General features: G+C 53.2%; 21 protein-coding genes. 10 read left to right on the top strand and 11 right to left on the bottom strand.

Translation table 11 applies throughout. The features are described from left to right. Positions 1-80: 80 nt before the first annotated feature. Both rapZ and npr read left to right on the top strand, forming a co-directional pair. Positions 81-932, top strand: a complete 852-nt coding sequence (rapZ, locus tag AAH450_RS19145) for an RNase adapter RapZ (protein WP_342911640.1) — start codon at positions 81-83, stop codon at positions 930-932. After that, positions 929-1,201: a PTS phosphocarrier protein NPr gene (npr, locus tag AAH450_RS19150; protein ID WP_342911641.1), complete on the top strand. Its 273-nt coding sequence runs from the start codon at positions 929-931 to the stop codon at positions 1,199-1,201. Before rapZ ends, npr begins: the two co-directional genes overlap by 4 nt. Positions 1,202-1,247: 46 nt before the next feature. On the opposite strand, the gene mtgA is transcribed toward npr, so the two are convergent. From mtgA to arcB, 3 genes are all read right to left on the bottom strand, one after another. Then, on the bottom strand, positions 1,248-1,970 hold the full coding sequence (mtgA, locus tag AAH450_RS19155) for a monofunctional biosynthetic peptidoglycan transglycosylase (RefSeq protein ID WP_342911642.1): 723 nt from the start codon (positions 1,968-1,970) through the stop codon (positions 1,248-1,250). A 640-nt stretch (positions 1,971-2,610) separates the two neighbouring features. Further along, positions 2,611-2,847: a hypothetical protein gene (locus tag AAH450_RS19160; protein WP_306210155.1), complete on the bottom strand. Its 237-nt coding sequence runs from the start codon at positions 2,845-2,847 to the stop codon at positions 2,611-2,613. Then, positions 2,844-5,174, bottom strand: a complete 2,331-nt coding sequence (gene arcB, locus AAH450_RS19165; protein ID WP_342911643.1) for an aerobic respiration two-component sensor histidine kinase ArcB — start codon at positions 5,172-5,174, stop codon at positions 2,844-2,846. The genes AAH450_RS19160 and arcB overlap by 4 nt, the downstream gene beginning before the upstream one ends. A gap of 1,140 nt (positions 5,175-6,314) precedes the next feature. Between arcB and AAH450_RS19170 the strand changes: the two genes are divergently transcribed. Both AAH450_RS19170 and AAH450_RS19175 read left to right on the top strand, forming a co-directional pair. Continuing rightward, positions 6,315-11,846, top strand: coding sequence for a glutamate synthase-related protein (locus AAH450_RS19170; protein WP_342911644.1), 5,532 nt, complete (start codon positions 6,315-6,317; stop codon positions 11,844-11,846). Between the two features lie 54 nt (positions 11,847-11,900). Continuing rightward, on the top strand, positions 11,901-13,655 hold the full coding sequence (locus tag AAH450_RS19175; RefSeq protein ID WP_342911645.1) for a sulfite reductase subunit alpha: 1,755 nt from the start codon (positions 11,901-11,903) through the stop codon (positions 13,653-13,655). 72 nt (positions 13,656-13,727) lie between these two features. Here AAH450_RS19175 and sspB read toward each other — a convergent pair whose 3' ends face one another. The 5 genes from sspB to zapE form a co-directional block, all read right to left on the bottom strand. Next, positions 13,728-14,228 carry a ClpXP protease specificity-enhancing factor gene (sspB, locus tag AAH450_RS19180; RefSeq protein WP_318791536.1) on the bottom strand — a complete coding sequence of 167 codons (501 nt, stop codon included), beginning with the start codon at positions 14,226-14,228 and terminating at the stop codon, positions 13,728-13,730. A 5-nt stretch (positions 14,229-14,233) separates the two neighbouring features. Continuing rightward, complete coding sequence (sspA, locus tag AAH450_RS19185) at positions 14,234-14,875, bottom strand: stringent starvation protein SspA (RefSeq protein ID WP_342911646.1); 642 nt, start codon at positions 14,873-14,875, stop codon at positions 14,234-14,236. A 319-nt stretch (positions 14,876-15,194) separates the two neighbouring features. Beyond that, positions 15,195-15,587, bottom strand: a complete 393-nt coding sequence (rpsI, locus tag AAH450_RS19190) for a 30S ribosomal protein S9 (RefSeq protein ID WP_306210142.1) — start codon at positions 15,585-15,587, stop codon at positions 15,195-15,197. 15 nt (positions 15,588-15,602) lie between these two features. Beyond that, complete coding sequence (gene rplM / locus AAH450_RS19195) at positions 15,603-16,031, bottom strand: 50S ribosomal protein L13 (RefSeq protein WP_306210140.1); 429 nt, start codon at positions 16,029-16,031, stop codon at positions 15,603-15,605. Positions 16,032-16,275: 244 nt separating this feature from the next. Continuing rightward, the gene (gene zapE / locus AAH450_RS19200; RefSeq protein WP_342911647.1) at positions 16,276-17,403 is read right to left on the bottom strand and encodes a cell division protein ZapE; all 1,128 of its coding nucleotides are present in this window, start codon (positions 17,401-17,403) and stop codon (positions 16,276-16,278) included. 187 nt (positions 17,404-17,590) lie between these two features. Between zapE and zapG the strand changes: the two genes are divergently transcribed. From zapG to degS, 3 genes are all read left to right on the top strand, one after another. Continuing rightward, positions 17,591-17,992 (top strand): Z-ring associated protein ZapG, encoded by a 402-nt coding sequence (gene zapG / locus AAH450_RS19205; protein WP_306210136.1) that lies wholly within the window; start codon positions 17,591-17,593, stop codon positions 17,990-17,992. Between the two features lie 98 nt (positions 17,993-18,090). Further along, positions 18,091-19,461, top strand: a complete 1,371-nt coding sequence (gene degQ / locus AAH450_RS19210) for a serine endoprotease DegQ (RefSeq protein ID WP_342911648.1) — start codon at positions 18,091-18,093, stop codon at positions 19,459-19,461. A 76-nt stretch (positions 19,462-19,537) separates the two neighbouring features. Then, positions 19,538-20,596, top strand: coding sequence for an outer membrane-stress sensor serine endopeptidase DegS (gene degS / locus AAH450_RS19215; RefSeq protein WP_342911649.1), 1,059 nt, complete (start codon positions 19,538-19,540; stop codon positions 20,594-20,596). Positions 20,597-20,649: 53 nt separating this feature from the next. Here degS and mdh read toward each other — a convergent pair whose 3' ends face one another. Continuing rightward, the gene (mdh, locus tag AAH450_RS19220) at positions 20,650-21,585 is read right to left on the bottom strand and encodes a malate dehydrogenase (protein WP_342911650.1); all 936 of its coding nucleotides are present in this window, start codon (positions 21,583-21,585) and stop codon (positions 20,650-20,652) included. Between the two features lie 435 nt (positions 21,586-22,020). Between mdh and argR the strand changes: the two genes are divergently transcribed. The 3 genes from argR (at position 22,021) to yhcN (AAH450_RS19235) (ending at position 23,549) form a co-directional block, all read left to right on the top strand. After that, entirely contained in the window at positions 22,021-22,491 is a 471-nt protein-coding gene (gene argR, locus AAH450_RS19225; protein WP_342911651.1) for a transcriptional regulator ArgR, read from the top strand. 418 nt (positions 22,492-22,909) lie between these two features. Beyond that, positions 22,910-23,173, top strand: a complete 264-nt coding sequence (yhcN, locus tag AAH450_RS19230; RefSeq protein WP_342911652.1) for a peroxide/acid stress response protein YhcN — start codon at positions 22,910-22,912, stop codon at positions 23,171-23,173. 106 nt (positions 23,174-23,279) lie between these two features. Continuing rightward, complete coding sequence (gene yhcN / locus AAH450_RS19235) at positions 23,280-23,549, top strand: peroxide/acid stress response protein YhcN (protein ID WP_342911653.1); 270 nt, start codon at positions 23,280-23,282, stop codon at positions 23,547-23,549. Positions 23,550-23,682: 133 nt separating this feature from the next. On the opposite strand, the gene AAH450_RS19240 is transcribed toward yhcN (AAH450_RS19235), so the two are convergent. Continuing rightward, on the bottom strand, positions 23,683-23,952 hold the full coding sequence (locus AAH450_RS19240; RefSeq protein WP_342911654.1) for a barstar family protein: 270 nt from the start codon (positions 23,950-23,952) through the stop codon (positions 23,683-23,685). A 51-nt stretch (positions 23,953-24,003) separates the two neighbouring features. Then, positions 24,004-25,458 (bottom strand): NAD-dependent succinate-semialdehyde dehydrogenase, encoded by a 1,455-nt coding sequence (locus tag AAH450_RS19245; RefSeq protein WP_342911655.1) that lies wholly within the window; start codon positions 25,456-25,458, stop codon positions 24,004-24,006. Positions 25,459-25,541: the final 83 nt, after the last annotated feature.

A 25,541-nucleotide genomic window follows, 5' to 3' on the forward strand; every position in this document is an offset into this window, starting at 1 on the left:
ATACCGGCTCCTGGAAGCCTCTGGCCGACACGGGTGCCGGATGAAAAGCCTGCGAACAGGCAAAATCGGGAGAAAGAGTCATGGTGCTGATGATTGTCAGCGGTCGATCGGGTTCGGGTAAGTCTGTCGCCTTAAGAGCGCTGGAGGACATGGGCTTTTACTGCGTGGATAACTTACCCGTAGTTTTACTCCCTGAGCTGGCGAACTCTCTGGCAGACAGAAATATCTCTGCGGCGGTCAGCATCGACGTGCGCAACATGCCTGAGTCACCAGAAATTTTTGAGAAAGCGCTGACCAGCCTGCCGGAGAGCTTTTCACCTCAGCTGCTGTTTCTCGACGCCGATCGCAACACGTTAATCCGCCGTTACAGCGACACGCGCCGCCTGCATCCCCTTTCCAGCAAAAATCTCTCGCTGGAAAGTGCCATCGATGAAGAGAGCGATCTGCTCGAACCCTTACGCTCGCGAGCGGATCTGATTGTTGATACTTCAGAGATGTCAGTACATGAGCTGGCTGAGATGCTGCGCACGCGTTTACTGGGTAAACGAGAGCGTGAGCTGACCATGGTGTTTGAATCTTTTGGCTTTAAGCACGGCATCCCTATTGATGCTGACTATGTGTTTGACGTTCGCTTTCTGCCGAACCCGCACTGGGATCCTAAACTGCGTCCCATGACGGGTTTGGATCGCCCCGTGGCCGCTTTTTTGGATCGTCACACTGAAGTCCATAACTTTATCTACCAGACGCGAAGCTATCTTGAGTTGTGGCTGCCAATGCTGGAAACCAATAACCGCAGCTATCTTACCGTAGCTATCGGTTGTACCGGCGGTAAACACCGTTCTGTTTATATTGCCGAGCAGCTGGCTGACTACTTCCGCTCACGTGGAAAAAATGTGCAATCCCGCCATCGTACGCTGGAAAAACGCAAATGACCGTCAGGCAAACTGTAGAGATCCAAAATAAGCTGGGAATGCATGCGCGCCCGGCAATGAAATTGTTTGAGCTGGTACAAAGCTTTGATGCCGAAGTGCTGCTGAGAAACGAAAGCGGCACCGAGGCGGAAGCCAGCAGCGTTATCGCCTTACTGATGCTGGATTCGGCAAAGGGAGGGCATATTGAAATTGAAGCTTCAGGTCCTGAGGAAGAGCAGGCGCTAAAAGCGGTTATTGAATTGTTTAACGCCGGCTTTGACGAAGAGTGATGGCCTGAACAGGCATGAGGCGTACATCATGCCTGTGGCACCCGGCCTACTTCAGCTTATGCTGACGCAAGAAGCCTTCTCCTCCAAGCTGCCGCATCTGCCGCAGTATCCACTGCTGCCGCTGGCGAACATAACCTGAGGGCGCGCTGGCCCTGAAGCGAATGGGGTTGGGCAACACTGCCGCCAGCAACGCCGCTTCTGACATCGTTAACCGGCTTGCCGGTTTATGGAAGTAGCGCTGCGCAGCGGCTTCCACGCCAAAGACGCCTTCACCAAATTCTGCAACGTTGAGATAAACCGTCAGGATACGCCTTTTCGTCCATACCGTTTCAATACCCACGGTTAATCCCGCTTCCAGCCCTTTCCGCACCCAGCTTCTTCCATCCCATAAAAAGAGATTCTTGGCCGTTTGCTGAGAAAGCGTGGAAGCTCCCCGGATCCGCCCGCCTCCCTCACTGTCCAGTACGGACTGAATGGCCTGGACATCAAAGCCCCAGTGATCAGGAAACTTCTGGTCTTCCGAGGCGATTACAGCGAGCGGCATCCAGGGTGAGATATCGTCCATACCCACCCAGTCGGAGTGGGCGACATAACCGAAATCGCCCCTTAGCCACGCGCCTGCCTGCTTTTGAGCCATCACCGCCGAAAAGGGAACCGGGAGAAAAGAGAAAAGAACAATTCCCGCTATCCATAAGCCCACCAGAGTAAATACAGCCCGTAAACCCCAGGATTTAAGACGATGAAACCCCTTTTTTTGAGACCCTTTCATACAATAATATCCATAACTATCTTATCAATTCCTGTCAGAGAAGCGGTCTGAACCCACCTGCTTTTTCAACCAGTAACCTCAGCAGAAGAACGCTGTAAATAGCGGTCAGCCAGTTTAATCCCCGGCTTAATCCTAAATGTTCTATCTGCTTCAACCACTTCCGCGCTTACGGAATCGGTTCCATGCACAAAACGAACCTCTTTGCCGCGTTACTGCAAAGCGAATATCAGAGGGCAAAGGTGAAAATGAATGGTTTACATTGCTTATAAGTTCCTTGCCTAAGCTTCTGCAAAATTCATCTTAACAGGCAGGAAACCTGTTGAGAATCTTCACCCAGCCTTTTCACAGGCCCTTTTCACTGCTGATCTGTCCCGATTGCTAAAGCCGTTGAAAAAGCCCGGATCAATCGGTCTTACCTTGTGTACACCCTTATCAGGGTGGCCCCGCAGAGCCAGAGTGAGGCGAGACCCTAATCTCACAAAAAGAATATGTTATACAATCAGTTAAACTTTGCGGATTTATGGCAAATTTTATTAGCATCCCTGCTAGCGCCTGCGACTTCTTCCTGCGTGAGCGGTCACAGAATATGCCGAAAAAGCTGTGCTATTTGTGCAAAAAACAGACAATAATGCGTGAAAAATCATTTCCCGCTTGACTGTGTTATCAAATTAATGTTTTCTGTCTGAAATCGCTGCTCAACATCACACATTTTAATGAATCTGGTAACAGGTGATGCAGGATTTGCTAAGGTACTTCCTGAGCGTTTTACCCAATACCGCGCCTGTGCTTTTAAACTCTTCTTCTCAGAATAGCGCAGGTTACCCTTTTCCCTGGTGTTGGCGCAGTATTCGCGCACCCCGGCTTCGGTCGGGGTCATTTTTTTCCAGCTTCCGAAACCCATTCCCGTAACACCGCCACATCATTACGCCATTCCTGTTTCAGCTCATCGATCCACTCCTGCACATTGTCCCACCAGGCCGGCAGTTCAGGGCTTTGGATCTGCTTGGCTAACTGCTGCAAATGCACCAGCCCGACCGATCCTGCTGCCCCTTTGATTTTATGCCCCTCTTCCGCAATCCCTTTCTGGTCGCGCGCCATCATATTAGAGTCCAGCACTTCAAGGTAGCCGGGCATCATCTGTTCAAACATCTCCAGACTTTGATGAATAAGCTGGGGGCCAACCAGTTCGATATACTGTTCCAGCATCGCCACATCCAACAGCCCCAGTTTCTTCTCGTCCACTTTTCGCTCCTCGTCATCTTCCTGCTGAAAATCCCAATACTTTTTGATGATGGCCGTCAGGGCGGGCACCGCCAGCGGTTTACTCAACACATCATCCATTCCTGCATCCAGATACTCTTTTTTATCCTTCAGCACGTTGGCGGTCAGGGCTACCAGCGGCGGCAGATGACAACCGGCATAACGCTGGTGGATCTCCCTCGCCACATCCAGGCCTGTCATATCGGGCAGCTGAATATCCAGTAGCACCAGGTCAAACTCTTCCGGGTCAAAGAGTTTAAGGGCTTCCTCACCCGTCATGGCCACTTCCACGCTGTTGCCAAGCTTCTCAAGCACCGAACGTGCGACCACGACGTTCAGCTCAATATCCTCCACCAGCAGCACGTGTAGCGCAGGAAGCGGAAGATCCTCGGCGGGCTGCGCTTCTTCAGGAGCTTCCTCAATACGCGGCGCATTCACCGTCAGCGTAAAGCAGGAGCCTTTACCCGGTGCGCTATGCACGCTGATATCTCCTCCCATGCTCTGCGCAAGACGACGGGAGACCGCCAGACCAATTCCGGTTCCTGTTGCGGGTTTTCCACCCCGCTGGTCCTTCACCTGGTAATACATAGCGAAAATTTTATCCTGCTCATCCTGGGGTATCCCCATGCCGGAGTCTTCCACTTCAAACCGCAGGAAGCTTTCCCCCTGATAAGCCACACGGACAATGATGCTGCCCTGCTGGGTGAACTTCACCGCGTTGCCAATAAGGTTCCACAGGATCTGTCGCAGCCTGGTACCGTCGGTCATGATTTGGTGTGGAAGAGGAAGCTCGGGTTCCAGCACAAACTTCAACCCTTTAGGTTGAACCAGCAAGCCGGAGAGGTTTTCCAGATCGGTAATGAAACCGGTGAAGTCGACAGGCTGGATATCGAGCTGAACTTTACGCCGTTCAATTTTGTCCATTTCGATCACGTCATTGAAAATATTGCCCAGCGTGATGGCGGAAACGTGGATCGTTTTCAGATAATTAAGCTGCTCCTTGTTCAGGGCAGTATCCAGCAGAATGCGGCTTAATCCCACGATGCCATTAAGCGGCGTACGAAGCTCGTGGCTGATTGTGGAGATAAAAGTGGTCTTCTCCCTGCTGGCGTTCTCTAAAGCGTCCTGGTAGCGCTTACGCTCCGTTATATCGCGCCCAAAGCCCATCAGCCCGCTGCGTTTACCAATACGGTCGTAATAGGGGACTTTACGGATCTCAAAGCAGGCTTTACGCCCATCGGGATACTGCAACCACTGCTCGTAGGTGAGCGAGACGTTATGGCGGAACACTTTGTCATCGGTTTCTAAAACCTTAGAGGCGGCATCATTGTCATAAACATCTCGCGGCGTCAGGCCAATCAGCTGCTTTTCACTTTTGCCCGTAAGCAGTTCCATTGCGCGATTGCAGCCGGAAAATTGCTGATCGATGTTGCGATAGAATACCAGGTCGGGAGAGGCATCAAGAAACGAACGCAGAAAGGAGGATTGTTGTTCAAGTTCGATTTGCGCTTCTTCACGCCTCGCCATCTCTTCCTTCAGCTTAGCCATAACCTGCAAACGCGCCTCTTCCGCTTTAATACGGTCGGCTATTTCCTGATTCAGCTGGGTGATGTTTTCCTTCATCTGCTGATTAAGCTCAAGATCGCGGTGGCGCATCTCTTCAAGCTTATCCACCAGCCGGGATAAGCGCTGCCGGGACTCCTCAAGCTGTTCAACCACCACAGAGAGGAAGTAGACCGCCCAGGGGGTGATCAGCAAGCCAAAGAACACCGAGCGGACCATATCAATACTTTCAACATGGCCACGCAGCACCATCGTCACCGCCATCTGGACGATCATCGCCAGAACCACAAGCGCAGAAGCCAGCAGCAGAGAGAAGCGTACCAGCCCTAACTTCACCATTAAATCGACGTAATATTGTGCCAACAGACGAATTTGTTTCATAAAAGGTTCCTTCCAGCCCGATCGTTCAATCATACCGTAAAAGCCTCCGCGACCCACGCAACCGTTCACGCTTTAATCGCACCAGCATGGTGCAGCGGCAGCCGAAATTGCCTGCTTAAGCACTCGCTGCTTTGTAAGAGCGGGCATCGGGAGGAAGTGGGCGGCGCCTGACTCCCCCTCATTTGCCTGGCACAGACCTCCTGTTTCATCCGGACTTTTAATAAACAGAGAAGAATGCGCTACGTCAGGCAGGCGCAGAGATCGGATTCTGCGTTTGATGGGTAATATCTGTTCAGGCTGTGCGCTGTCTGGATTTACCGCTTAGATCCCGGAAGAAACCAACCTTTTTATTTCCTTTAATAATGCTGTCATTTTCCTGTGGTAAAAGGGCTGACTCATTATTCTGACTGCATAATCTGTAAGTCATTTATCTGACCCTTTTTGCTGCCGGGTCACGTCGGCTCAATGCGATAGCATGCTTTACCCGGGCCAGCCCTGCCTCGTTAACGAATAAAAATTCATGTTTAGCGGAAATTTAATCACCCCTGCGGTAATTAATTTTACTAATGACGCACAGTTGTTTAATTCAAATAGGTGACAAGTTTAAAAACAGTATATTTAAGTAAATCAGCAAGGATTGTCAGAACAATCTGCTACCAATATCCCTGGCACCAGCATGGTGCAGAGATTTGGCTGCTGCACTACAGTGAGACAGCTCACACTTATTGCGGACTTTGCCATCAAATCCCCACCATTAAAAAGCCTTACAAAACCTTACATATCAGTAAGATAGTGCAGGTTAACACCCTAAAAGCGCCCTTAAGAGCGCTATTTGACCTTAGTACGCTTTCCCGATAAGTTGGAAATCCGCTGGAAGCTTTCCTAACGGGCCAGTGTCTCGGCATATCTATGCAGCAAGAAGACTCCCTCGTGATGCAAGTTATCTCCATATCAAGAGACCCGGAAATGTAAGAGCAGCTCCCCCTTCAGGAACAAGATAAAAAAGTCTGGAGGAGTGCTCGGGGTAACGGCGTCCGCGTTTAGCGGTCAGGAAAATGATACAGAGCCTGGCACATACCAGAAGCTTACTGTGATTGAAACTCTATAGGTAATGTCAAAAAGAAGTTGAGGAGGCCCCCAATGTCCAACACAAAACCTTTTCCCTATGGCTTGTACGACCCGACCAAAGGCAGCGACAGCTGTGGCGTAGGTTTTATCACGCGTAAGGACGGCGAGCAGACCCATGAGATACTTCAGATGGCACACAGTGCCCTGTGCACGGTACCTCATCGCGGGGGTATGTCGGCGGAAGGCGTGGGTGATGGCGCTGGCGTCAACGTGGACCTCTCTTTACACTTCTTCCGCAAAATTACCGGCCAGCCGCTGGAGTCAGGCCAGTTTGGCGTGGGCAACTTCTTTGTGCCTAAAGATGTTGAGCTGCGCGCCAACGCCGAGCGTCTGGTAGAAGAGACCTTAGCTGCTTACGATTTAGCGCTGTTGCTGAAACGCGATCTGCCGCTGGATGCCAGCGTGCTGCGGCCTGCCGCCCTCTCCTTCCAGCTGCCAATCGTGCAATGGGTGTTTGCTGCCCCGCAGGATGTGCAGGACCAGAACGACTTTGAAAAACGCATCTACCGCGCCCTGCTGGACATTGAAGCGCGTGCTTTTACCGAAAGCCAGTTTGGCGGCCTCTATCCGCTTTCGCTCTCTTCGCGCACGCAGGTTCTGAAAGCCCGCCTGAATTCCAATGAAGTGATCCCTTACTTCAAAGATCTGACCGACAGAGATCACAAGGTGCGCGGGCTGTTCTTCCATACCCGTTTCTCTACCAATACCGATCCGCACACCACCATGGCCCAGCCTTTCCGGCTGATGGCGCATAACGGTGAACTGAATACCGATCGTAAAAACCGCATTGCAGAATCTGCGCTGGCGCTGGCGCGCGGTAAAAATATCGTGCGCCCTAAAGGACAGTCCGACAGCTCTCGTCTGGATCAGAGCATTCACAGCCGCCTGATGGAGGACAACCTCGATCTGATTAATGCCGTTGTCTCCATGATGCCGCCAGCCTGGGAAAACGATCACTCCTTGTCCACTGAAGTTCGCGCCATGCTGGAGTACTTCTCCCTGTACGAAGAGAAGAACGATGGCCCTGCCGCGCTGATTTTCGGCAATGGTGAGATCATTGGCGCGCGCCTGGACCGTCTGGGCCTGCGTCCTCTGCGCTCTGTAGAAACCGCTGAGTATATTGGTGCCATGTCTGAAGCGGGCCAGATCGCCTTCCCACCGGAAAGCGTGTTGCGCCGTGGCCGTATCGAAGCGGGCGGCATGCTCTATTACGATCACAGTGAGAAACGCAGCTACACCACGCTTGAAGCGCTGGAGAAGCTGGCGGCAGAGAAAGATTACCCGGCGCTGCTGGCGCAGTCTCGCGTAACGTTGCAGGATCTCCCGGTGATCCCGGCAGAGCAGCAGGGATCACCGCTGCGCTACAGCGGCGACCTGAAAACGTATCAGCGTTTCGTGGCGTACTACTATAACCAGGAAAGCTTCAAGTTCATGATGGACCCGATGCTGAATACCGGCGCTGAGAAGATTTCGGCAATGGGTTATGGCAACGCCATTAACGGCTTGTCCGATCATGAAGGCGGCATGGCGCACTACTTCTCTCAGCGCTTCGCCCAGGTAACGAACCCACCATTAGACTCTATCCGTGAAGTTGACGGCATGACGCTGCGGGTAGCGCTGGGCGCTAAACCGCATTTGGGCAGAAGCAAAGGCCGTCAGATCATCGTGCCTACGCCAATCCTGACCCACCTGGATATGCTGCAACTGCGTGAACAGAGCGTGGCGCCTTACGCTCGCTTTGACATGCTCTATACACCGGTGACGGGAACCGAACCGCAAAACCGCCTCGATAACGCGGATGCGCTGGAAAAAGCGATTGACGATCTTGCCCAGCAGGTGGTGGACTTTGCCCGTGAGCAGGGCGGTATCGCCGTTCTGACTGACCGCCATATCTCCTCTACCCGCGCCGCTATTCCGATGCTGCTGGTGGTTTCTGCTATCAACCAGCGTCTGGTGCAGGAAGGGTTGCGCCTTGATGTCTCTCTGGTCGTCGAAAGCGGTCAGAGCATCTCTTCCCACCATATTGCAGCAGCGCTGGGCTTTGGTGCTTCGGCAATTTACCCGCTGGGTGTGCAGATGCGTGCCGAAGAGAAATTCGGTGAGGGCGAGGAAGGTAACAAAGCCTTTAAACGCTATGCCAAAGCAGCGGAAAAAGCGCTGATGAAAACCATGGGTAAAGTGGGCCTCTGTACCGTAGAAAGCTACAGCTGTGGCGAATTCTTCGAGCCGAACTTCCTGAATACTGAAGATCGCGTACTGAAGAAATATTTCCCGAATATCAAAACGCCAGTAGGCGGCGCAGGCTTTGCCACCATCGCTCAGATGGCCGTAGACTGGCATCAAAGCTCGCTGAAGATTCAGGGTGAAGCTGAAGTGCCGTTGCTGGGCCTGTTTAAAGAGCGCGCTGAAGGTGCGGGACACTCTTACGGCACCATTGCCGTAAGAACCTTTATCGACATGACCGAGCAGCCTGTTCGCTTTGCAGACAAGCCACGCGATGAAGATCAGTTCATTCGTCTGCTGACGCTGGCTAAGCTGGATAATGCATTTAACATCAAGCCTGACTCTTTTGCAGACAGCAGCTTTGAGCGCATCCCGAACGACGTGATCGATAACTTTACTATCACGCCCGATTACCGTGAATTCTCCAGCCTGATGAATCAGGAGCGTAAACGTCGTCCGGCGGCGTTGCGCGATATCCTGGCATTTCCTGCCGACCTGACCCATGTGGACAGCCAGGCCGAATTTGCCCGCAAGCTGGGTCGCTATTCGCTCACCAACAATGGGTTTGCTACCCGTGGACTGGTGTGTGAAGCAATGGAAGGCCGCGAAGGCTACTTTACCCTGCGTCTGACCGACACCATTGTTGGCCTGAAGCCGGAAAAAGAGCGTCTGGCGGCGCTGTTCAGCGCGCTGAAAACCCGCTTCAACGACGAAATCGGCGACAGTGAAATCGTCACCGGTGCACTGCACCTGGCCGCAACAGGTAAAGCGGCGGAGTATCTGTCACGCATCTTTACCTCAGCCCCCTCTCTGCCGCTGAATGAGATCCAGCCGGCCAGCGAGATCACCCGCACCTTTGCCTCTGGCGCGATGAGCCACGGCGCACTGGTAGCGCCGGCTCACGAAGCGGTAGCGCACGGGACGAATATGGTTGGCGGCATGAGTAACTGTGGCGAAGGCGGCGAGCACTACTCGCGCCACGGCACCATTCGTGCCTCCCGCATCAAACAGCTCGCATCCGGTCGTTTTGGCGTCTGGGCTGCTTATCTGGCCGACCCGATGCTGGAAGAGCTGGAGATTAAAATTGGTCAGGGCGCGAAACCGGGTGAAGGCGGGCAGCTTCCTGCGGCGAAAGTCACGGTTGAGATCGCCGCGGCTCGTGGCGGTACGCCTGGCGTGGAGCTGGTTTCTCCTCCTCCGCACCACGACACCTACTCCATCGAGGATTTGGCTCAGCTGATCCACGACTGTAAAGCGGCCCGCGTACGCGTTATCGTGAAGCTGGTCTCTTCAGAAGGGATAGGCACCATCGCCGTCGGCGTAGCCAAAGCGGGCGCCGATGTGATAAACGTCGCGGGTAATACCGGCGGCACCGGTGCGGCTTCCGTCACCAGCCTGAAATACACCGGGCGTGTTGCTGAAATCGGTATTGCGGAAGTTCACCAGGCGCTCTGTGCCAATGGACTGCGTGAAAAAGTGCTTCTGCGCTGTTCAGGTGCTCAGCAAACCGGTAGCGACGTGGTGAAATCAGCGCTGCTGGGCGGAGACAGCTTTGAATTCGGCACCACTGCGCTGATGATGCTGAAATGCGTGATGGCGAAAAACTGTAACGTGAAGTGCCCGGCAGGCCTGACCACTAACGCCGAAGCCTTTGATGGCGATCCGCGTCAGCTGGCGCAGTACTTTATCAACGTGGCGCACGACGTGCGTGAGATCCTTGCTCGCCTGGGCTTACGCTCGCTGCGTGAAGCGCGCGGTCGCTCCGATTTGCTGCACCTGATGGATCATCCACTGGAAGTCGGCAAGCTCGATTTCCGTGCCATGCTCACCGTGGTACCTGAGTTGAAAATCGCCCATCCGGTTTATCTGGAAAAAGATTTTGAACTGGATAATTGCTGGTTAGAACAGCTGAAACTGGAGCTGGTCGATCAGGGTAAAACGGCTATTCAGTTCGGCAACGGTATTGTTCTGAACAACCGTAACAAGAGCGTGGGCGGTCAGCTGGCCATTGATATTGAACGTCTGCTGAACCATGAGTTAAAAACAGAGCAGCTGGCGAACATCCCGGCAGTGCTGCGCGACGATCGTGGGCGCCACTATCTCGCGCCTGCCACGGTAAACATCACCACTTCTGGCTCTGCGGGTCAGTCCTACGGCGTGTTCTGCAACGACGGAATGCAGATGAAGCACACCGGTACCTGCAACGACGGCGTAGGCAAAGGGCAGTGTGGTGGCGAAATTGTAGTGACCTCACCTGGCGGCGGCTCGCAGGATGCTGAAGGCAACGTGCTGATTGGTAACTTCGCTCTGTTTGGCGCGACCGGTGGCCGTCTGTTTGTGCAGGGCCAGGCGGGCGACCGTTTTGCGGTACGTAACTCTGGCGCCACAGCAGTTGTGGAAGGCGTCGGCGATTTCTGCTGTGAATACATGACCAATGGCGCCATTCTTAACCTGGGCACTTACGGTACTGGTTTCGGCAACGGCATGAGCGGTGGCTTCGCCTACCAGTACGACCCGTATGGCACGCTGGCAGCTTCGGCCGCCGGGGATTCCGTACTGTTCGGCTCCATTAGTGACGATAACGAAATGGCGCGCGTGCACAAAGAGGCGGTGCTGGCGATGCTGAACTGGCATCTGGAAGCGACCCAGTCACCTCGTGCGGCCTGGCTGCTTGAGCACTGGGAAACCGAGTGCCAACACTTTGTCTATGTCATGCCGCGTTCACTGTTGCTCTATCAGGAGAGCGCCGAAATTCTGAAGGCGAAAAGCCGCAAGGATCTGCTGGAAGAGCTTTCCACTGCGCTGGCAGGCCATCAGGTAACAAAATTCAAGACGGCGTGGCGGTTGAAAAAATCTATCGCTAACGGTGCGGTCCCGGCTTATGGCGCAACGGACACGCAAGAGATGTTTGTGTTGCTCAACAACTACACCGTTCTCAGCTTCGCTCAGCAGCTGGCGCTCTCTCGCTTGCCGAAAGGAACGCCGGTAGAAGATGCAGCGGTAGAAAAAGCGGTACGTAATCTGTTGATGACAGAAGACTTCTCGCTGATTGCTAAATTGCAGCGTCATGCACGCTCAGCGATTGAAAATTACAGTGATGATGAGCTGGCCTGCCTCATCGCAGCGAAACGCATGGCCGATTACAAGGCGGCCCTGACGCAGCGAAACATCCGTTCTATGGACAGCCTGGCAACTTACGGCTGGATCATGTATCAGGATGCGCGGAACAGAGAAGTGCTGGGTGGACTGCCTGATTTTGAAGAGCTGTTTGCGCGAGCCGCTCTGCCAGAGATCGCTGCTGCCGTCGGGAAATTATCCTGACGGTTCGCCCCCTTTGACTGACTATGATGAAACGGGATTGAGTACAGATAACCGATGAAAATTCCTTACATTCCTGAAGATGCGCCTTTTAATGGCGACCAGAAATACTGGCTGGCGGGGTTTCTCGCCGGGCTGCACTCGCGCCTGCTGGTGCTGGAAGACAATAAACAGGTTGCCGGAACCACGGCGGCGGCCACGACTCAGCTGCATATTCTGTTTGGTTCTCAGACCGGCAATGCAGAAGCCCTGGCGCAGAGTGCAGCCAAAGCTGCCCGCGCGCAGGGTCTGGTGCCTGTGGTTCAGGGCCTGGGTGAAGTGGATATTGAAGTCTTTGCCACCATGCGTCACGTGCTGATTATTACCTCCACCTACGGTGAAGGCGAAATGCCTGACAATGCGCAGCTCTTCTGGCAGGCCATTTCTGCCAGCACCGCGCCACGTCTGGAGCAGATGCACTTCGCCGTGCTGGCCATTGGTGATACCGGCTATGATGGCTTCTGCCAGGCGGGCAAATTCATCGATATGCGGCTGGAGCAGCTGGGCGCAAAACGCGTCAGCGATCGTATCGACTGCGATATCGATTACGAAGAGCCATCCAATCAGTGGATTGCCACCTCCATGCCGCAGTTTGCCGCCAGCGCGGGCAGCAGCGGTACGGCGCTGGAAAACTTGCCGGAAGCGCCGGTTATCCCTGGCAGCAACAAGCAGAATCCTTATGCGGCCGCGCTGATCACCAACAAGCGCCTGTCGGGGGCTAACTCCGGCAAAGATATTCGCCACTTTGAATTCGATTTAACGGACAGTGGCCTGAAGTATGAAGCTGGCGATGCGCTGGGGGTGATCCCGGTTAACGATCCCTCGCTGGTCTCTTTACTGCTGAAGCAGCTGAACTCAGACTATGAGACGCCGGTTTCTGGCTTCGACAGAAGCCTGGGCGACCTGCTGACCTATCAGTTCGAGATTTCTGAGCCTTCCCGCAAGCTGATTGAATGGGTTGGTCAGAACACCACGAATCAGGAACTGCGCCACGTACTACAGCATGATGATAAAGAGGCGCTGGGCGTCTGGCTGTGGGGTAAAGACACGCTGGATCTGCTGCAACTTGAGCTGACGCGTTCGCTGAGCATTCCTGAGTTTGTGGCCCTGCTGCGTCCGTTACAGCACCGTGCTTACTCCATCTCTTCCAGTTCGAAAGCGCATCCGAATCAGGTGCATCTGACCATCGCTACGCTGCGTTATCAGAGCACAGGCCGTGTACGCAGCGGCGTCTGCTCTGCCTACCTGGCCGAGCGCGTAGGACGGGGTGAAAAGCCTGCTATCTTTATTTCACCGAACAAATCCTTCCGTGTGCCTGCCAACGGTGAAGCGCCGCTGATCATGGTTGGCCCTGGTACAGGGATAGCCCCCTTCCGTGCCTTCCTGCAAGAGCGCCAGAGCGTTGGGGCAACCGGTAAAAACTGGCTGTTCTTTGGCGATCAACATCAGGAACATGACTTTATCTATCGGGATGAGCTGCTGGCCTGGAAGGAAAGCGGCCTGTTGACCCATCTGGATCTCGCCTTTTCCCGCGATCAGTCCAGTAAAATCTATGTGCAGCATCGCATGATGGAACAGGGTGCAGAGCTGTTTGCCTGGCTTGAACAGGGTGGCTATTTCTACGTTTGCGGCGATGCTTCGCGCATGGCAAAAGATGTGGATAAAGCACTCTATCAGGTGATTATGCAGTTTGGCGGGATGTCTGCTGAGCGTGCGGCTGACTATGTTGACCAGCTGAAGAAAGAGAAGCGCTATCTGCGCGACGTCTATTAATCTCGCTCTGGCTGACGGGTAATTGCGGGTCAGCCAGTCAGAGACAAAAAAACGGGCCGAAAGGCCCGTTTTTTATTTCACAACGCGTAATGCCGGTCGGCCACCGCGCGGAGGCGGCTCGTCGTCCGGATTATCTTCATCGTTATGTACGCTGTCATCCGGGCGGTCGCCATCAATTACGGACATAACCGTCTCTGGCGTGCCGTTCTGCTCAGCGTCCGGGTTATACTCCCCGGCCTCTTCATACACTGGCTCAGGCTCAAACATTGTGCCTGCGCCGTTTTCACGCGCGTATATCGCCATTACTGCCGCCAGCGGTACCGTTACCTGACGAGGAACACCGCCAAAACGGGCGTTGAAAGTGACCTCATCATTGCCCAGTTCCAGGTTGCCCACGGCCCGCGGCGCGATGTTCAGTACGATCTGACCATCGCGGGCATATTCCAGGGGTACCATCACGCCTGGCAGATTGATATCTACAACCAGATGCGGGGTAAGCTGGTTATCCAGCAGCCAGTCATAGAACGCCCGCAGCAGATAGGGACGACGAGCGGTAAGTTGCGACATTTCCATCGTAATCAGCCCCGTGTTTGCAGGCGCATTTCACGTTCCGCTTCCGTCAGGGAAGCCAGGAAGGAATCACGCTCAAAGACACGTGTCATATAGCCTTTCAACTCTTTGGAACCCGCTCCGATCAGGTCAATACCCATCTGCGGCAGACGCCACAGGAGCGGAGCCAGATAGCAGTCTACCAGGCTGAACTCTTCGCTCATAAAAAACGGCGTGCGGGCAAACAGTGGTGCGATTGCCAGCAGCTCTTCACGCAGCTGCTTACGCGCTGCTTCCGCTTCCTGCGCCGTGCCGTTTTCAACCTTACGCATCAGGCTGTACCAGTCCTGCTCCACACGGTGCATCATCAGACGGCTTTCACCACGGGCGACCGGGTAAACCGGCATCAGTGGCGGGTGTGGGAAGCGCTCATCAAGGTATTCCATGATGATGCGGGATTCGTACAGCGTCAGCTCGCGGTCCACCAGAGTGGGCACGGTGCGATACGGGTTGAGGTCAATCAGATCCTGGGGCAGGCTATCCATTTCTACCTGCTCGATCTCTACGCTGACACCCTTTTCCGCCAGGACAATACGAACCTGATGGCTAAAAATGTCAGTCGGACCAGAAAACAGCGTCATTACCGAACGTTTGTTGGCAGCGACAGCCATGTAAACCTCCAAGTTTATCCAGAAAATTACTGCGCAAGCCCGCCAGGTGGCGACTAACCTGCTTAATAGATTGCCATTAGCATGATGTGAAGCCGAACCAGCATCCACTCAGGATTTCATGCATCAATGCCCTGCTAATGGGCGCAAAGTGACACACAGTTTACCAGATTTTAGACAGCTTGTGGGGCGGGAACGTCGATTTGACGGGAAAAGGGTAAAGCCCGTCGCGTTTTCAACCATTTTTGCCGATGGCGGAAAAGAAAAAACCCGGTGCAGGCACCGGGTTTTCCGATAATTTTTTCTGCCGAAGCAGAGCAAATTAACGTTTGGAGAACTGAGGACGACGACGTGCTTTACGCAGGCCGACTTTCTTACGTTCAACTTTACGAGCATCACGAGTTACGAAGCCTGCTTTACGCAGTTCGGAACGCAGTGACTCGTCATACTCCATCAGAGCGCGTGTGATACCGTGACGGATCGCACCAGCCTGACCAGAGATACCACCACCTTTAACGGTGATGTACAGATCGAATTTACCGACCATGTCCAGCAGTTCCAGCGGCTGACGAACTACCATGCGGGCAGTTTCGCGACCGAAGTACTGTTCTAATGAACGCTGGTTGATAACGATGTTACCGCTACCCGGCTTAATAAAGACGCGTGCGGAAGAGCTTTTGCGGCGACCAGTGCCGTAGTTTTGATTCTCAGCCATTGCCTGTAATCCCGATTAAATGTCAAGAACTTGCGGTTGCTGCGCCGCATGGTTGTGCTCGTTGCCCGCGTAAACTTTCAGTTTACGGTACATAGCACGGCCCAGCGGGCCCTTTGGCAACATGCCTTTAACCGCGATTTCAATCACACGCTCAGGACGGCGAGCAATCATCTCTTCGAAGGTCGCTTGCTTGATACCACCGATGTGGCCGGTGTGATGGTAATAAACCTTATCGGTACGCTTGTTACCGGTTACGGCAACTTTTTCGGCGTTAAGAACGATAATGTAATCACCGGTATCTACGTGCGGAGTATATTCCGCTTTGTGCTTACCGCGCAGGCGACGAGCCAGTTCAGTCGCTAAACGACCTAAGGTTTTGCCTGTTGCGTCAACAACAAACCAGTCACGTTGGACCGATTCTGGCTTAGCTGTAAAAGTTTTCATCTAAAAGCTTACCCAAATTAAGTTACACGTTGGTGAAATCCCAAACGCTTGAATAAACGGTTGAGGCTCACACGACCATCTTGACCAGCAAGCCCACCCCTTCGGATAGAGTTACTGGAACACAAAGAGTTTTGGGAAAAAAACCTTTGTTGTAACGTGGGGTCGCAAGATTATAGAGAAGTCGCCCGTAAAGAGCGACCCTTTTTTGATAATAATTGCGTCCCCTCCCCCGCCCTGGCTTGCCTCAGGGCAAATGTGCCAGACGGAGGTACTCTTCGCTTTGCATCTCCTGTAAACGGGAGACGCAGCGTTGGTATTCAAACTTCAGCCTGCTGCCCTGATAAATCTCATACAGCGAGGCTTCGGCGGAGACCACCAGCTTAACATGCCGTTCGTAGAACTCATCCACCAGGGCCAGAAATCTTCTCGCCTGGTCTTCTGTTTTGTAGATCATCACCGGTACGTTATAGAGCAATACGGTATGAAAACGCCGTGAAAGCTCAATATAGTCGTGCTGGCTGCGCCCCTCTCCGCACAGCGTCAGGAAATCTATCGCTACAACGCCCTCAGCCACACCCTGGGTGGCGAGAGAACGGTGATTGATCTCAAGGACCGGCTTCTCTTCTCTTGCTTGCCCGGAGAGCGCAATAAACATGCGATCCATCTCTTTATCCGTGGCATCGTTTAATGGCGATATCCACAGATGAGCAGAGGTCAACGACCGCAGGCGGTAATCAATACCAGCGTCAACGTTCATAACGTCGCAATGTTGCTTGATCATCTCAATAGCGGGCAGGAAGCGGGCACGCTGCAAACCGTTGCGGTAAAGATTGTCTGGCGGAATATTGGAGGTGGCGACCAGCGTAATTCCTCTGGCAAACAGCGCCTCCATCAACGTCCCCAACAGCATCGCATCGGTAATGTCAGAGACAAAAAATTCATCAAAGCAGAGCAGATCCGTTTCGCTCTTAAAGCGATCGGCAACGATCTGCAACGGATCGCTCTGGCCCTGTAATTCGGTCAGTTCCTGATGGACGCGCAACATAAACCGGTGGAAATGCAACCGCTGCTTGCGCTCACCAGGAATTGACTGAAAAAATAGATCCATCAGCCAGGTTTTTCCCCGCCCAACGCCGCCCCACATATAAAGCCCGCGCGCCGGTGTCTGAGTCTCCGTTTGTCCCTTACCCAACAGCTTATTCAGCTTGCCAAATAACCCCTTGCCGGAGGGTGCAGAGGGCGCTTCAACCTGAGTCAGGGCCTGAAAAATCCCGTCCAGACGGGTCATTGCTTCACGTTGAACATCATCAGGCTGAAATTCACCTTTATCCAGTGCCTGCTGGTACAACGTCAAAGGGGAGAGCGTTTGCATAATTTAGTCACATTTCCTGAAAAATTCGGTGCGCCAGGTATTTGATTGTCGAAAAAAAGGCCGCTCTACACTAAGCGATGCAGCCTCAGGATTCCACTTCCATCAGATTAGCGGTTATAGTGGCAGGTAGTGAACTGGCGTTGGCCAGTAGCCCTTACGGAACAACGACGACAACACGGGAGTTATTATGACCTGGGAATACGCGCTTATTGGGTTGGTAGTGGGATTAATCATCGGCGCGGTGGCAATGCGTTTCGGTAACAGGAAGCTTCGTGAACAGCGAAGCATGCAGTATGAGCTGGAAAAAACCAAAGCGGAGCTTTCCGATTACCGCGAAGAGCTGACCAGCCACTTTGCACAGAGCGCTGAGCTGCTGGATAACATGGCGCGGGATTACCGCCAGCTTTATCAGCATATGGCGAAAGGTTCGAACGATCTGCTGCCTAACCTTCCGGGTGAAAAGAACCCGTTTGCTTATCAGCTGACGGAGTCTGAAGCGGATAACGATCAGGTTCCTGTCCAGATGCCGCGCGACTATCCGGACAGCGCATCAGGATTGCTTCGCGGCGACCGCGCTGCACAGAAATAACCATGTTATAAGGGCGCGCCGCGCCCTTTTCTTATGCTTGTATCCAGGCAGTTGTGTTTCCAACTTCCCCATTAACCGGTAGCGAGAGCGTCGTAACGATGAAGAAAAAATCCTTACTTTTAAGCGCAGTGGCATTGAGCGTTGGTTTGAATCTGGCCCTTGCTCCTCAGGCTTTTGCTACCCTGCCTGCGCAGGTGGAAGGGCAACCGTTGCCAAGCCTGGCGCCGATGCTGGAGAAAGTGCTGCCGGCAGTGGTCAGCGTGCATGTGGAAGGGACGCAGACACAAACTCAGGAGATCCCGGAGCCGTTAAAACGCTTCTTCGGCCAGGGCAACGTCCAGGGTGATGCTCAGCCTCAGCCGTTTGAAGGGCTGGCCTCTGGCGTGGTGATCAATGCTGAAAAAGGCTACGTGCTGACCAACAATCATGTGGTGAATGGCGCAGATAAAATCAGCATACAGCTAAGCGACGGACGTGAATTTGATGCCAAACTGATCGGCCACGATGAGCAGACCGATATTGCGCTGGTGCAGGTCAGCGGCGCAAAAGGGCTGACGCAAATTAAAATTGCAGATTCTGATCAGCTGAAAGTGGGCGATTTTGCCGTTGCCATCGGCAACCCGTTTGGATTAGGCCAGACGGCAACTTCCGGGATTGTTTCTGCATTAGGGCGCAGCGGGTTGAATCTGGAAGGACTGGAAAACTTTATTCAGACCGATGCAGCCATTAATCGGGGAAATTCCGGCGGTGCGCTGGTGAACCTTAATGGTGAGCTGATTGGCCTGAATACCGCCATCCTCTCCTCTGCTGGCGGCAATATCGGCATTGGGTTTGCCATCCCCAGCAATATGGCGATGAACCTGGCGCAGCAGCTGATTGAATTTGGCGAGGTCAAACGCGGCCAGCTGGGCATCAAGGGCACCGAGATGACCGGTGAGATGGCGAAAGCTTTCAACGTAGACGTGCAGCGCGGCGCCTTCGTCAACGAAGTGTTGCCAGGCTCTGCCGCAGCGAAAGCAGGCATTAAATCTGGCGATATCATTACCACGCTGGATGACAAGGCTGTGGAGAGTTTTGCTGCGCTACGCGTAAAAATCGGAACCACCGCGCCAGGTAAAGATGTGAAGGTTGGCCTGCTACGCGATGGCAAACCGATGACGGTGACCGTTAAGCTTGATACCAGTAGCCAGAGTGCCATCAGCGCCGAGCAGATGACACCAGCCCTACAGGGCGCGACGTTAAGTGACGGCGCTGCGAAGGACGGCACCAAAGGTGTGGTTATCGACGCTGTCGAAAAATCCACTCCGGCCGAGCAGTTCGGCTTACAGAAAGGCGATGTCATTGTCGGTCTTAACCGGACGAAAGTGGATAATCTGGCAGCACTGCGTAAATTGCTGGAGGCTAAACCGCCTCTGCTGGCGCTGAATGTGATCCGCGGCGATGAGAACATCTACCTGCTTTTACGTTAAATCATGAAGCGGACACCTGCGTGTCCGCTTAACTCATGTTATCCTCCCCAAGTTGATTCACTCACCCTGTAAAGCCATGTTTCCTAAACTTTTGCGTTCAGTGCTTATTGGCCTGCTGGTGGCGGGTCTCTTGCTGGCTGCCCTGCCAGCGCTGAGGATCGGCAGTGACTTTTTCTCTCATAAGAATGAAAGCGCCGATGAGACGCCTGTCAGCTATAACTCCGCCGTGAGAAGAGCTGCGCCAGCAGTGGTGAATGTCTATAACCGCAGTGCCAATGCCTCTGCGGATAATCTGGAGATCCGTACTCTTGGCTCCGGTGTGATCATGGATGGCCGGGGATATATTCTCACCAATAAACATGTGATCAACGATGCCGATCAGATCATCGTTGCGTTACAGGATGGCCGTATTTTTGAAGCGATGCTGGTGGGGTCAGACAGCCTGACCGATCTGGCTGTGCTGAAAATAACCGCCTCTGCTCTGCCCGTTATCCCTATCAACCCTAAACGCACTGCCCACATTGGCGATCTGGTGATGGCTATCGGCAACCCCTACAACATTGGGCAGACTGTCACCCAGGGGATAATCAGTGCGACAGGCCGCGTGGGCTTAAGCCCTTCGCGCTACCAGAACTTCCTGCAAACCGATGCCTCTATCAACAAAGGCAACTCCGGCGGCGCACTGATCAACTCGCTGGGGGAACTGATGGGGATCAATACCCTGTCGTTTGATAAAAGCAACGATGGCGAAACGCCGGAGGGCATAGGCTTTGCCATCCCTACTGCGCTGGCGGCAAAAATTATGGATAAACTGATCCGTGATGGACGCGTTATTCGCGGCTTCATAGGTATCAGTGGTCGCGAAGTGCCGCAGATGCATGGGCAGAACAACGGCCTTGATCATATTCAGGGGATTGTAGTGACCAACGTAGCGCAGGGTGGGCCAGCCGCTAAAGCGGGCTTGCAGGTCAATGACGTGATTACCAGCGTGAACCATAAACCGGCAATTTCCGCACTGGAAACCATGGATCAGGTCGCTGAAATCCGGCCTGGTACGGTAATTAATATGGATATTATCCGCAACGATCGGAAAATGACGCTGCCTGTAACGGTTCTTGAATATCCGGGGACTTAGCAGGAAAGCGCGGTGCAATAACAGAGGGCCAGGCTGGCTGGCCCTCTGCTCACTTATTTGACGAACTCTTCGCCCAGGGTAATATCTTTTTTCAGCGTATCAAGCATGCCGGACAGCGCCTGCTGCTCGAATGCGCTCAGCGTACCGATTGGCTTGCGTTCGGCCACCCCATTTTTACCCAGCAGCAGCGGCTGTGAGAAGAAGCGGGCATGTTCGCCATCCCCTTCCACGTAAGCACACTCAACCACGTTGCTCTCACCGTTCAGCGCCCGCACCAGTGAAAGACCAAACTTCGCGGCCGCCTGCCCCATCGATAAAGTGGCAGATCCCCCGCCAGCTTTCGCTTCCACTACTTCCGTTCCCGCGTTTTGAATGCGTTTGGTCAGGTCAGCGACTTCCTGTTCGGTAAAGCTGACGCCAGGGATCTGAGAGAGCAGCGGAAGGATGGTCACACCGGAGTGCCCGCCGACAACAGGGACATCCAGCTCAGCAGGATTTTTGCCTTTCAGCTCAGCCACAAAAGTGTTAGAGCGGATGATGTCCAGCGTCGTGACACCAAACAGCTTGTTCTTATCGTAAACGCCGGCTTTTTTCAGCACTTCGGCGGCAATCGCCACCGTGGTGTTGACCGGATTGGTGATCACGCCAATCAAGGCTTCAGGACAGGTGCTGGCGACTTGTTCGATCAGATTACGCACAATGCCAGCATTGACGTTGAACAAGTCGGAGCGATCCATACCCGGTTTACGGGCAACGCCAGCGGAGATCAGTACCACATCGGCACCCTGAAGGGCGGGTCTGGCGTCTTCGCCGCTGAATCCTTTGATTGTAACAGCTGTAGGGATATGGCTTAAGTCAACCGCAACGCCAGGCGTAACGGGAGCAATGTCATACAGAGAAAGGTCTGAACCCGCCGGAAGCTGGGTTTTAAGCAGAAGTGCGAGAGCCTGGCCAATACCGCCGGCTGCGCCGAGAACTGCAACTTTCATCCTGAACTCCTTATAAGTGTACGAAATGTGCCGTGAATCCATCGGGTTAAGAACAGACGACCCGTAAGGTCAAACGTGAAAAGCTTTCCTGTGGTTTCGGGCGTTATGCCTGAAAACGCTGAAGCGAGTGAGATTGACCGCATTACGGGAAACGCTATTCGTAGCCGTCTGCAGACAACATGTTTCGGCGTTACATTACACCCTTAGCGCTAATCAGAACAACATCATTTTAATAACAATTCGTTTACTTTTCGATCAAGCCTGGCAGTGAATAACGCATTTTTTTCATCCGTAATATTTGGTAAACTGCCGCTCCGCCTGGCACTCCGGTCAATTAACCCGCTTATGCATTGCATAAAAATTCATATAATTGCATAATAATGTATTATTGCCTCTGGGCTTTTCCTTATATACAGCGAATTTTAGCGGACACCTATGCGTAATCCATCAAAACAAGAAGATCTGATTAAAGCCTTTAAGGCTTTGTTAAAAGAAGAGAAATTCAGCTCTCAGGGCGAAATTGTGGCCGCGCTACAGGAAGAGGGTTTTGACAATATCAACCAGTCTAAAGTGTCACGTATGCTGACCAAATTTGGCGCGGTGCGTACGCGTAACGCCAAAATGGAGATGGTTTATTGTCTGCCTGCTGAACTGGGCGTGCCGACAACCACCAGCCCACTTAAAAATCTTGTGCTGGATATCGACTATAACGATGCGCTAATAGTTATTCACACCAGTCCGGGGGCGGCTCAGCTCATCGCGCGCATGCTTGACTCTTTGGGTAAAGCTGAAGGTATTCTTGGCACCATCGCCGGAGATGACACCATTTTTATTACCCCTGCGCGAAACTTTACGGTCAGGAAGCTGATTGACACCATCCTGATCCTGTTCGAACAGGAGCTCTAAGCAGTAGCCAGACCTACTGGCTGACCCTTCCCCTTTTTATCCTCGCATGAAAGCCAGCACCTGCTGGCTTTTTGCTGACAACTGTCCCCGCTTTCTCCAGCATGATGAACTGCCTCTGCCGCGCAGATGCAGCCATAAAAACTGGATACTCTCGTCTCACAGTGTGATCAACCAAAAAGTAGCGCACAAAAGGCTAAATTGCCCTATATCTATGTTTTTACATGTATTTAACAAGAAAAGGCGAAATTATCAGCAGCTTTTATAACCAGTAGTTATTAAAAGACGAAAATGGGGTAAAGGATCACAACAAAAGATTATTAGCATGCTATTAATTTTTCGGGTGATTAGATCTATACTTCTTTTCGTGATGAGAATCACATTAAACAGAAAGATAAAAACGGACTACGAGGAATAAACCATGAACATTAAAACCACTATTGCCACATTAAGCCTGCTTTCCACCCTGTCGTTTGGTGCTTTTGCAGCTGAATCTGTCAACGCGGATCAGGCGCAAAATCTGCAATCTGTAGGTACCATTTCCGTCAGCGGCGTCGCAGGTGCCCCCATGGACATCAAGCAGAAGCTGAGCGATAAAGCGGATGCCCAGGGCGCCAGCGCTTACCATGTTATAGAGGCTTATAACAACGGTAATTACCATGCGACTGCTGAGCTGTACAAATAAACGAACCCGATCGACCCGTTTTAACCTGACAATACGGTAACCCCAAGAATAATAATCGCTTTGCAGCCCTTTCGGTTACCGCTCAACACTTTGTGGAGCATGAAAAATGAAAACTAAATTCGCTATCGCTGTACTCAGTCTGGCCTCTGTCCTCTCTTTCGGTGCCAGCGCCGCTAACCTCGTGACTGACCAACAGGCTGCTGAGCAAAATCTGCAATCCATGGGCACCGTAAGCGTAAGCGGGATTGACGGAGCGCCAACCGTTATCCGTGAGGCGCTCTCTCAGAAAGCCGAACAGCAGGGCGCCAGCCATTACCGTGTGATTGAGGCCTATAATAACGGCAACTACCACGCCACGGCTGAGCTGTATAAATAAGAGCGGTTTTGCGGGCATGTCGTCGAAGCATGCCTGTAAGCGACACCGCTTTAACCCCCTCCAGGATATTCCTCGTCAGTATGACGACCCTTTGGCCCCGCTTGCCGGGGCCTTTTTTACCCTGCCACTGCCTTTAACGAATGCTGAAGCGGAGCTGCCCCTCCAGCTCCTCTTCAGCTTCTTCAAATAACTGGATCAACGCCCCATAGCGTGGTTTCTGACCTTTTCCCAGATGGATAAAGATTATCTCCAGCGGAAAAGAGAGCACGCCTGCCTTCATGACCTCACGTAAACCCTCTAAATCCGTTACGGTCAAATCGGTAAGCGCCAAACGATGGCTGAACTGGCGAAAAAAATGCGCCTGATCGACAATTTCATCAAAATCAAATGACTCTGTTCTCATGTTAGCCGCTCCGCGAGGCACACATCTGGGCGGTGTTACCCGCCCGTTGAGTTACAGTCCCCCTATATGCAGGGCTTTGACTTCCAGATACTCTTCCATGCCTGAAACCGAACCTTCACGTCCCAGCCCGGACTCTTTGACGCCCCCGAAAGGCGCCAGCTCCGTGGAGACGGCACATTCGTTAATGCCAATCATGCCGCTTTCCAGCGCTGCTGAAACACGAAACACGCGTTGTAGATCCTGAGTATAGAAATAGGCTGCCAGACCAAATTCCGTCTCATTGGCGCGACGGATCGCCTCCTCTTCATCATCAAAACGGAAACAGGCGGCTACAGGGCCAAAGGTTTCTTCCCGTGAGAGCTTCATAGTCTCATTGGCTTCAGCAATGACCGTCGGCTGCCAGAAATTACCGCCCAGCGTATGCCGTGCCCCGCCGGTCACGATCCTGCCGCCATGGGCTACAGCATCCTTGACGTGCTCTTCCACTTTTTCCACTGCGGAAGCTTCAATCAGCGGCCCGACAATGACGCCCTCTTCCATACCATTACCCACTTTGAGCTTGCTTACCTCCTCGGCCAGCTGGCTGACAAAGCGGTCGTAAACGCTGTTGTGGATAAAGAACCGGTTTACGCTGACGCATACCTGCCCGGCGTTACGGAATTTATTGGCAATAGCGCCCTTAACGGCCGCATCGATATCCGCGTCCTCAAAAACGATATAGGGTGCATTGCCTCCCAGTTCCATCGACACTTTTTTCATTGTTTCTGCGGCGTTACGCATCAACAGTTTGCCAACGGCGGTAGAGCCGGTGAAAGAGATTTTTCTTACCACTTTGCTGGCCATAATGGCATCGCTGATAGCGTGCGTGTCCCCCGCGACAGCGTTCAGGACGCCATCCGGCACCCCCGCTTTCTGCGCCAGCGCCAGCAGCGCAAAGGCGGAGAGCGGCGTGTTATTGGCGGGTTTAATAATGCCGGTACAGCCTGCGGCCAGCGCTGGCCCCAGCTTACGGGTCAGCATTGCCATCGGGAAATTCCAGGGCGTGATGGCCGCCACCACGCCTACAGGTTCACGCGTTGCCAGAATGCGTGAGCCTGCTTTTGCCGGCGGAATAATTTCACCATTTGCGCGTTTAGCCTGTTCAGCAAACCACTGAATAAAGCTGGCTGCATACTCAACCTCGCCTTCAGCCTCTTTAACCGGCTTGCCCTGCTCAGCGGTCATCAGCTTGCCCAGCCAGGTTTTATTTTCAATCATCAGCTGATACCAGCGATAAAGGATCTCGCTGCGCTCTTTCGCCGTTTTTGCGCGCCAGGCAGGGAAGGCTTTCTCCGCTGCATTAATAGCCTGTTCCGTTTCCGCTTTCCCTGCTCGTGCCACCTGAGCGATAACCTCGCCGGTTGCCGGATTAACTACATCGAAGGTTGCAGTGCCGCGCAGCCACTGACCACCCACAAAGTAACCGGTCTGGAATAGCGCATTGTCCTGTAGCGTGGAGGTGCTCATGGTCTTCTCCTCATTGAATAACCAACATAATAAAAATAAGTATAGTTGGCAGATGTTGAGGCGGGAGAGTGCGGAGTGGGAAA

The sequence above is a fragment of the Erwinia magellanica genome (genome assembly GCF_039023495.1).
Lineage (GTDB): Bacteria > Pseudomonadota > Gammaproteobacteria > Enterobacterales > Enterobacteriaceae > Erwinia.

Coding starts and splice junctions, on each gene's coding strand:
- rapZ (WP_342911640.1), top strand. CDS start 81: ATGGTGCTGATGATTGTCAGCGGTCGATCGGGTTCGGGTAAGTCTGTC.
- npr (WP_342911641.1), top strand. CDS start 929: ATGACCGTCAGGCAAACTGTAGAGATCCAAAATAAGCTGGGAATGCAT.
- mtgA (WP_342911642.1), bottom strand. CDS start 1,970: ATGAAAGGGTCTCAAAAAAAGGGGTTTCATCGTCTTAAATCCTGGGGT.
- AAH450_RS19160 (WP_306210155.1), bottom strand. CDS start 2,847: ATGACCCCGACCGAAGCCGGGGTGCGCGAATACTGCGCCAACACCAGG.
- arcB (WP_342911643.1), bottom strand. CDS start 5,174: ATGAAACAAATTCGTCTGTTGGCACAATATTACGTCGATTTAATGGTG.
- AAH450_RS19170 (WP_342911644.1), top strand. CDS start 6,315: ATGTCCAACACAAAACCTTTTCCCTATGGCTTGTACGACCCGACCAAA.
- AAH450_RS19175 (WP_342911645.1), top strand. CDS start 11,901: ATGAAAATTCCTTACATTCCTGAAGATGCGCCTTTTAATGGCGACCAG.
- sspB (WP_318791536.1), bottom strand. CDS start 14,228: ATGGAAATGTCGCAACTTACCGCTCGTCGTCCCTATCTGCTGCGGGCG.
- sspA (WP_342911646.1), bottom strand. CDS start 14,875: ATGGCTGTCGCTGCCAACAAACGTTCGGTAATGACGCTGTTTTCTGGT.
- rpsI (WP_306210142.1), bottom strand. CDS start 15,587: ATGGCTGAGAATCAAAACTACGGCACTGGTCGCCGCAAAAGCTCTTCC.
- rplM (WP_306210140.1), bottom strand. CDS start 16,031: ATGAAAACTTTTACAGCTAAGCCAGAATCGGTCCAACGTGACTGGTTT.
- zapE (WP_342911647.1), bottom strand. CDS start 17,403: ATGCAAACGCTCTCCCCTTTGACGTTGTACCAGCAGGCACTGGATAAA.
- zapG (WP_306210136.1), top strand. CDS start 17,591: ATGACCTGGGAATACGCGCTTATTGGGTTGGTAGTGGGATTAATCATC.
- degQ (WP_342911648.1), top strand. CDS start 18,091: ATGAAGAAAAAATCCTTACTTTTAAGCGCAGTGGCATTGAGCGTTGGT.
- degS (WP_342911649.1), top strand. CDS start 19,538: ATGTTTCCTAAACTTTTGCGTTCAGTGCTTATTGGCCTGCTGGTGGCG.
- mdh (WP_342911650.1), bottom strand. CDS start 21,585: ATGAAAGTTGCAGTTCTCGGCGCAGCCGGCGGTATTGGCCAGGCTCTC.
- argR (WP_342911651.1), top strand. CDS start 22,021: ATGCGTAATCCATCAAAACAAGAAGATCTGATTAAAGCCTTTAAGGCT.
- yhcN (WP_342911652.1), top strand. CDS start 22,910: ATGAACATTAAAACCACTATTGCCACATTAAGCCTGCTTTCCACCCTG.
- yhcN (WP_342911653.1), top strand. CDS start 23,280: ATGAAAACTAAATTCGCTATCGCTGTACTCAGTCTGGCCTCTGTCCTC.
- AAH450_RS19240 (WP_342911654.1), bottom strand. CDS start 23,952: ATGAGAACAGAGTCATTTGATTTTGATGAAATTGTCGATCAGGCGCAT.
- AAH450_RS19245 (WP_342911655.1), bottom strand. CDS start 25,458: ATGAGCACCTCCACGCTACAGGACAATGCGCTATTCCAGACCGGTTAC.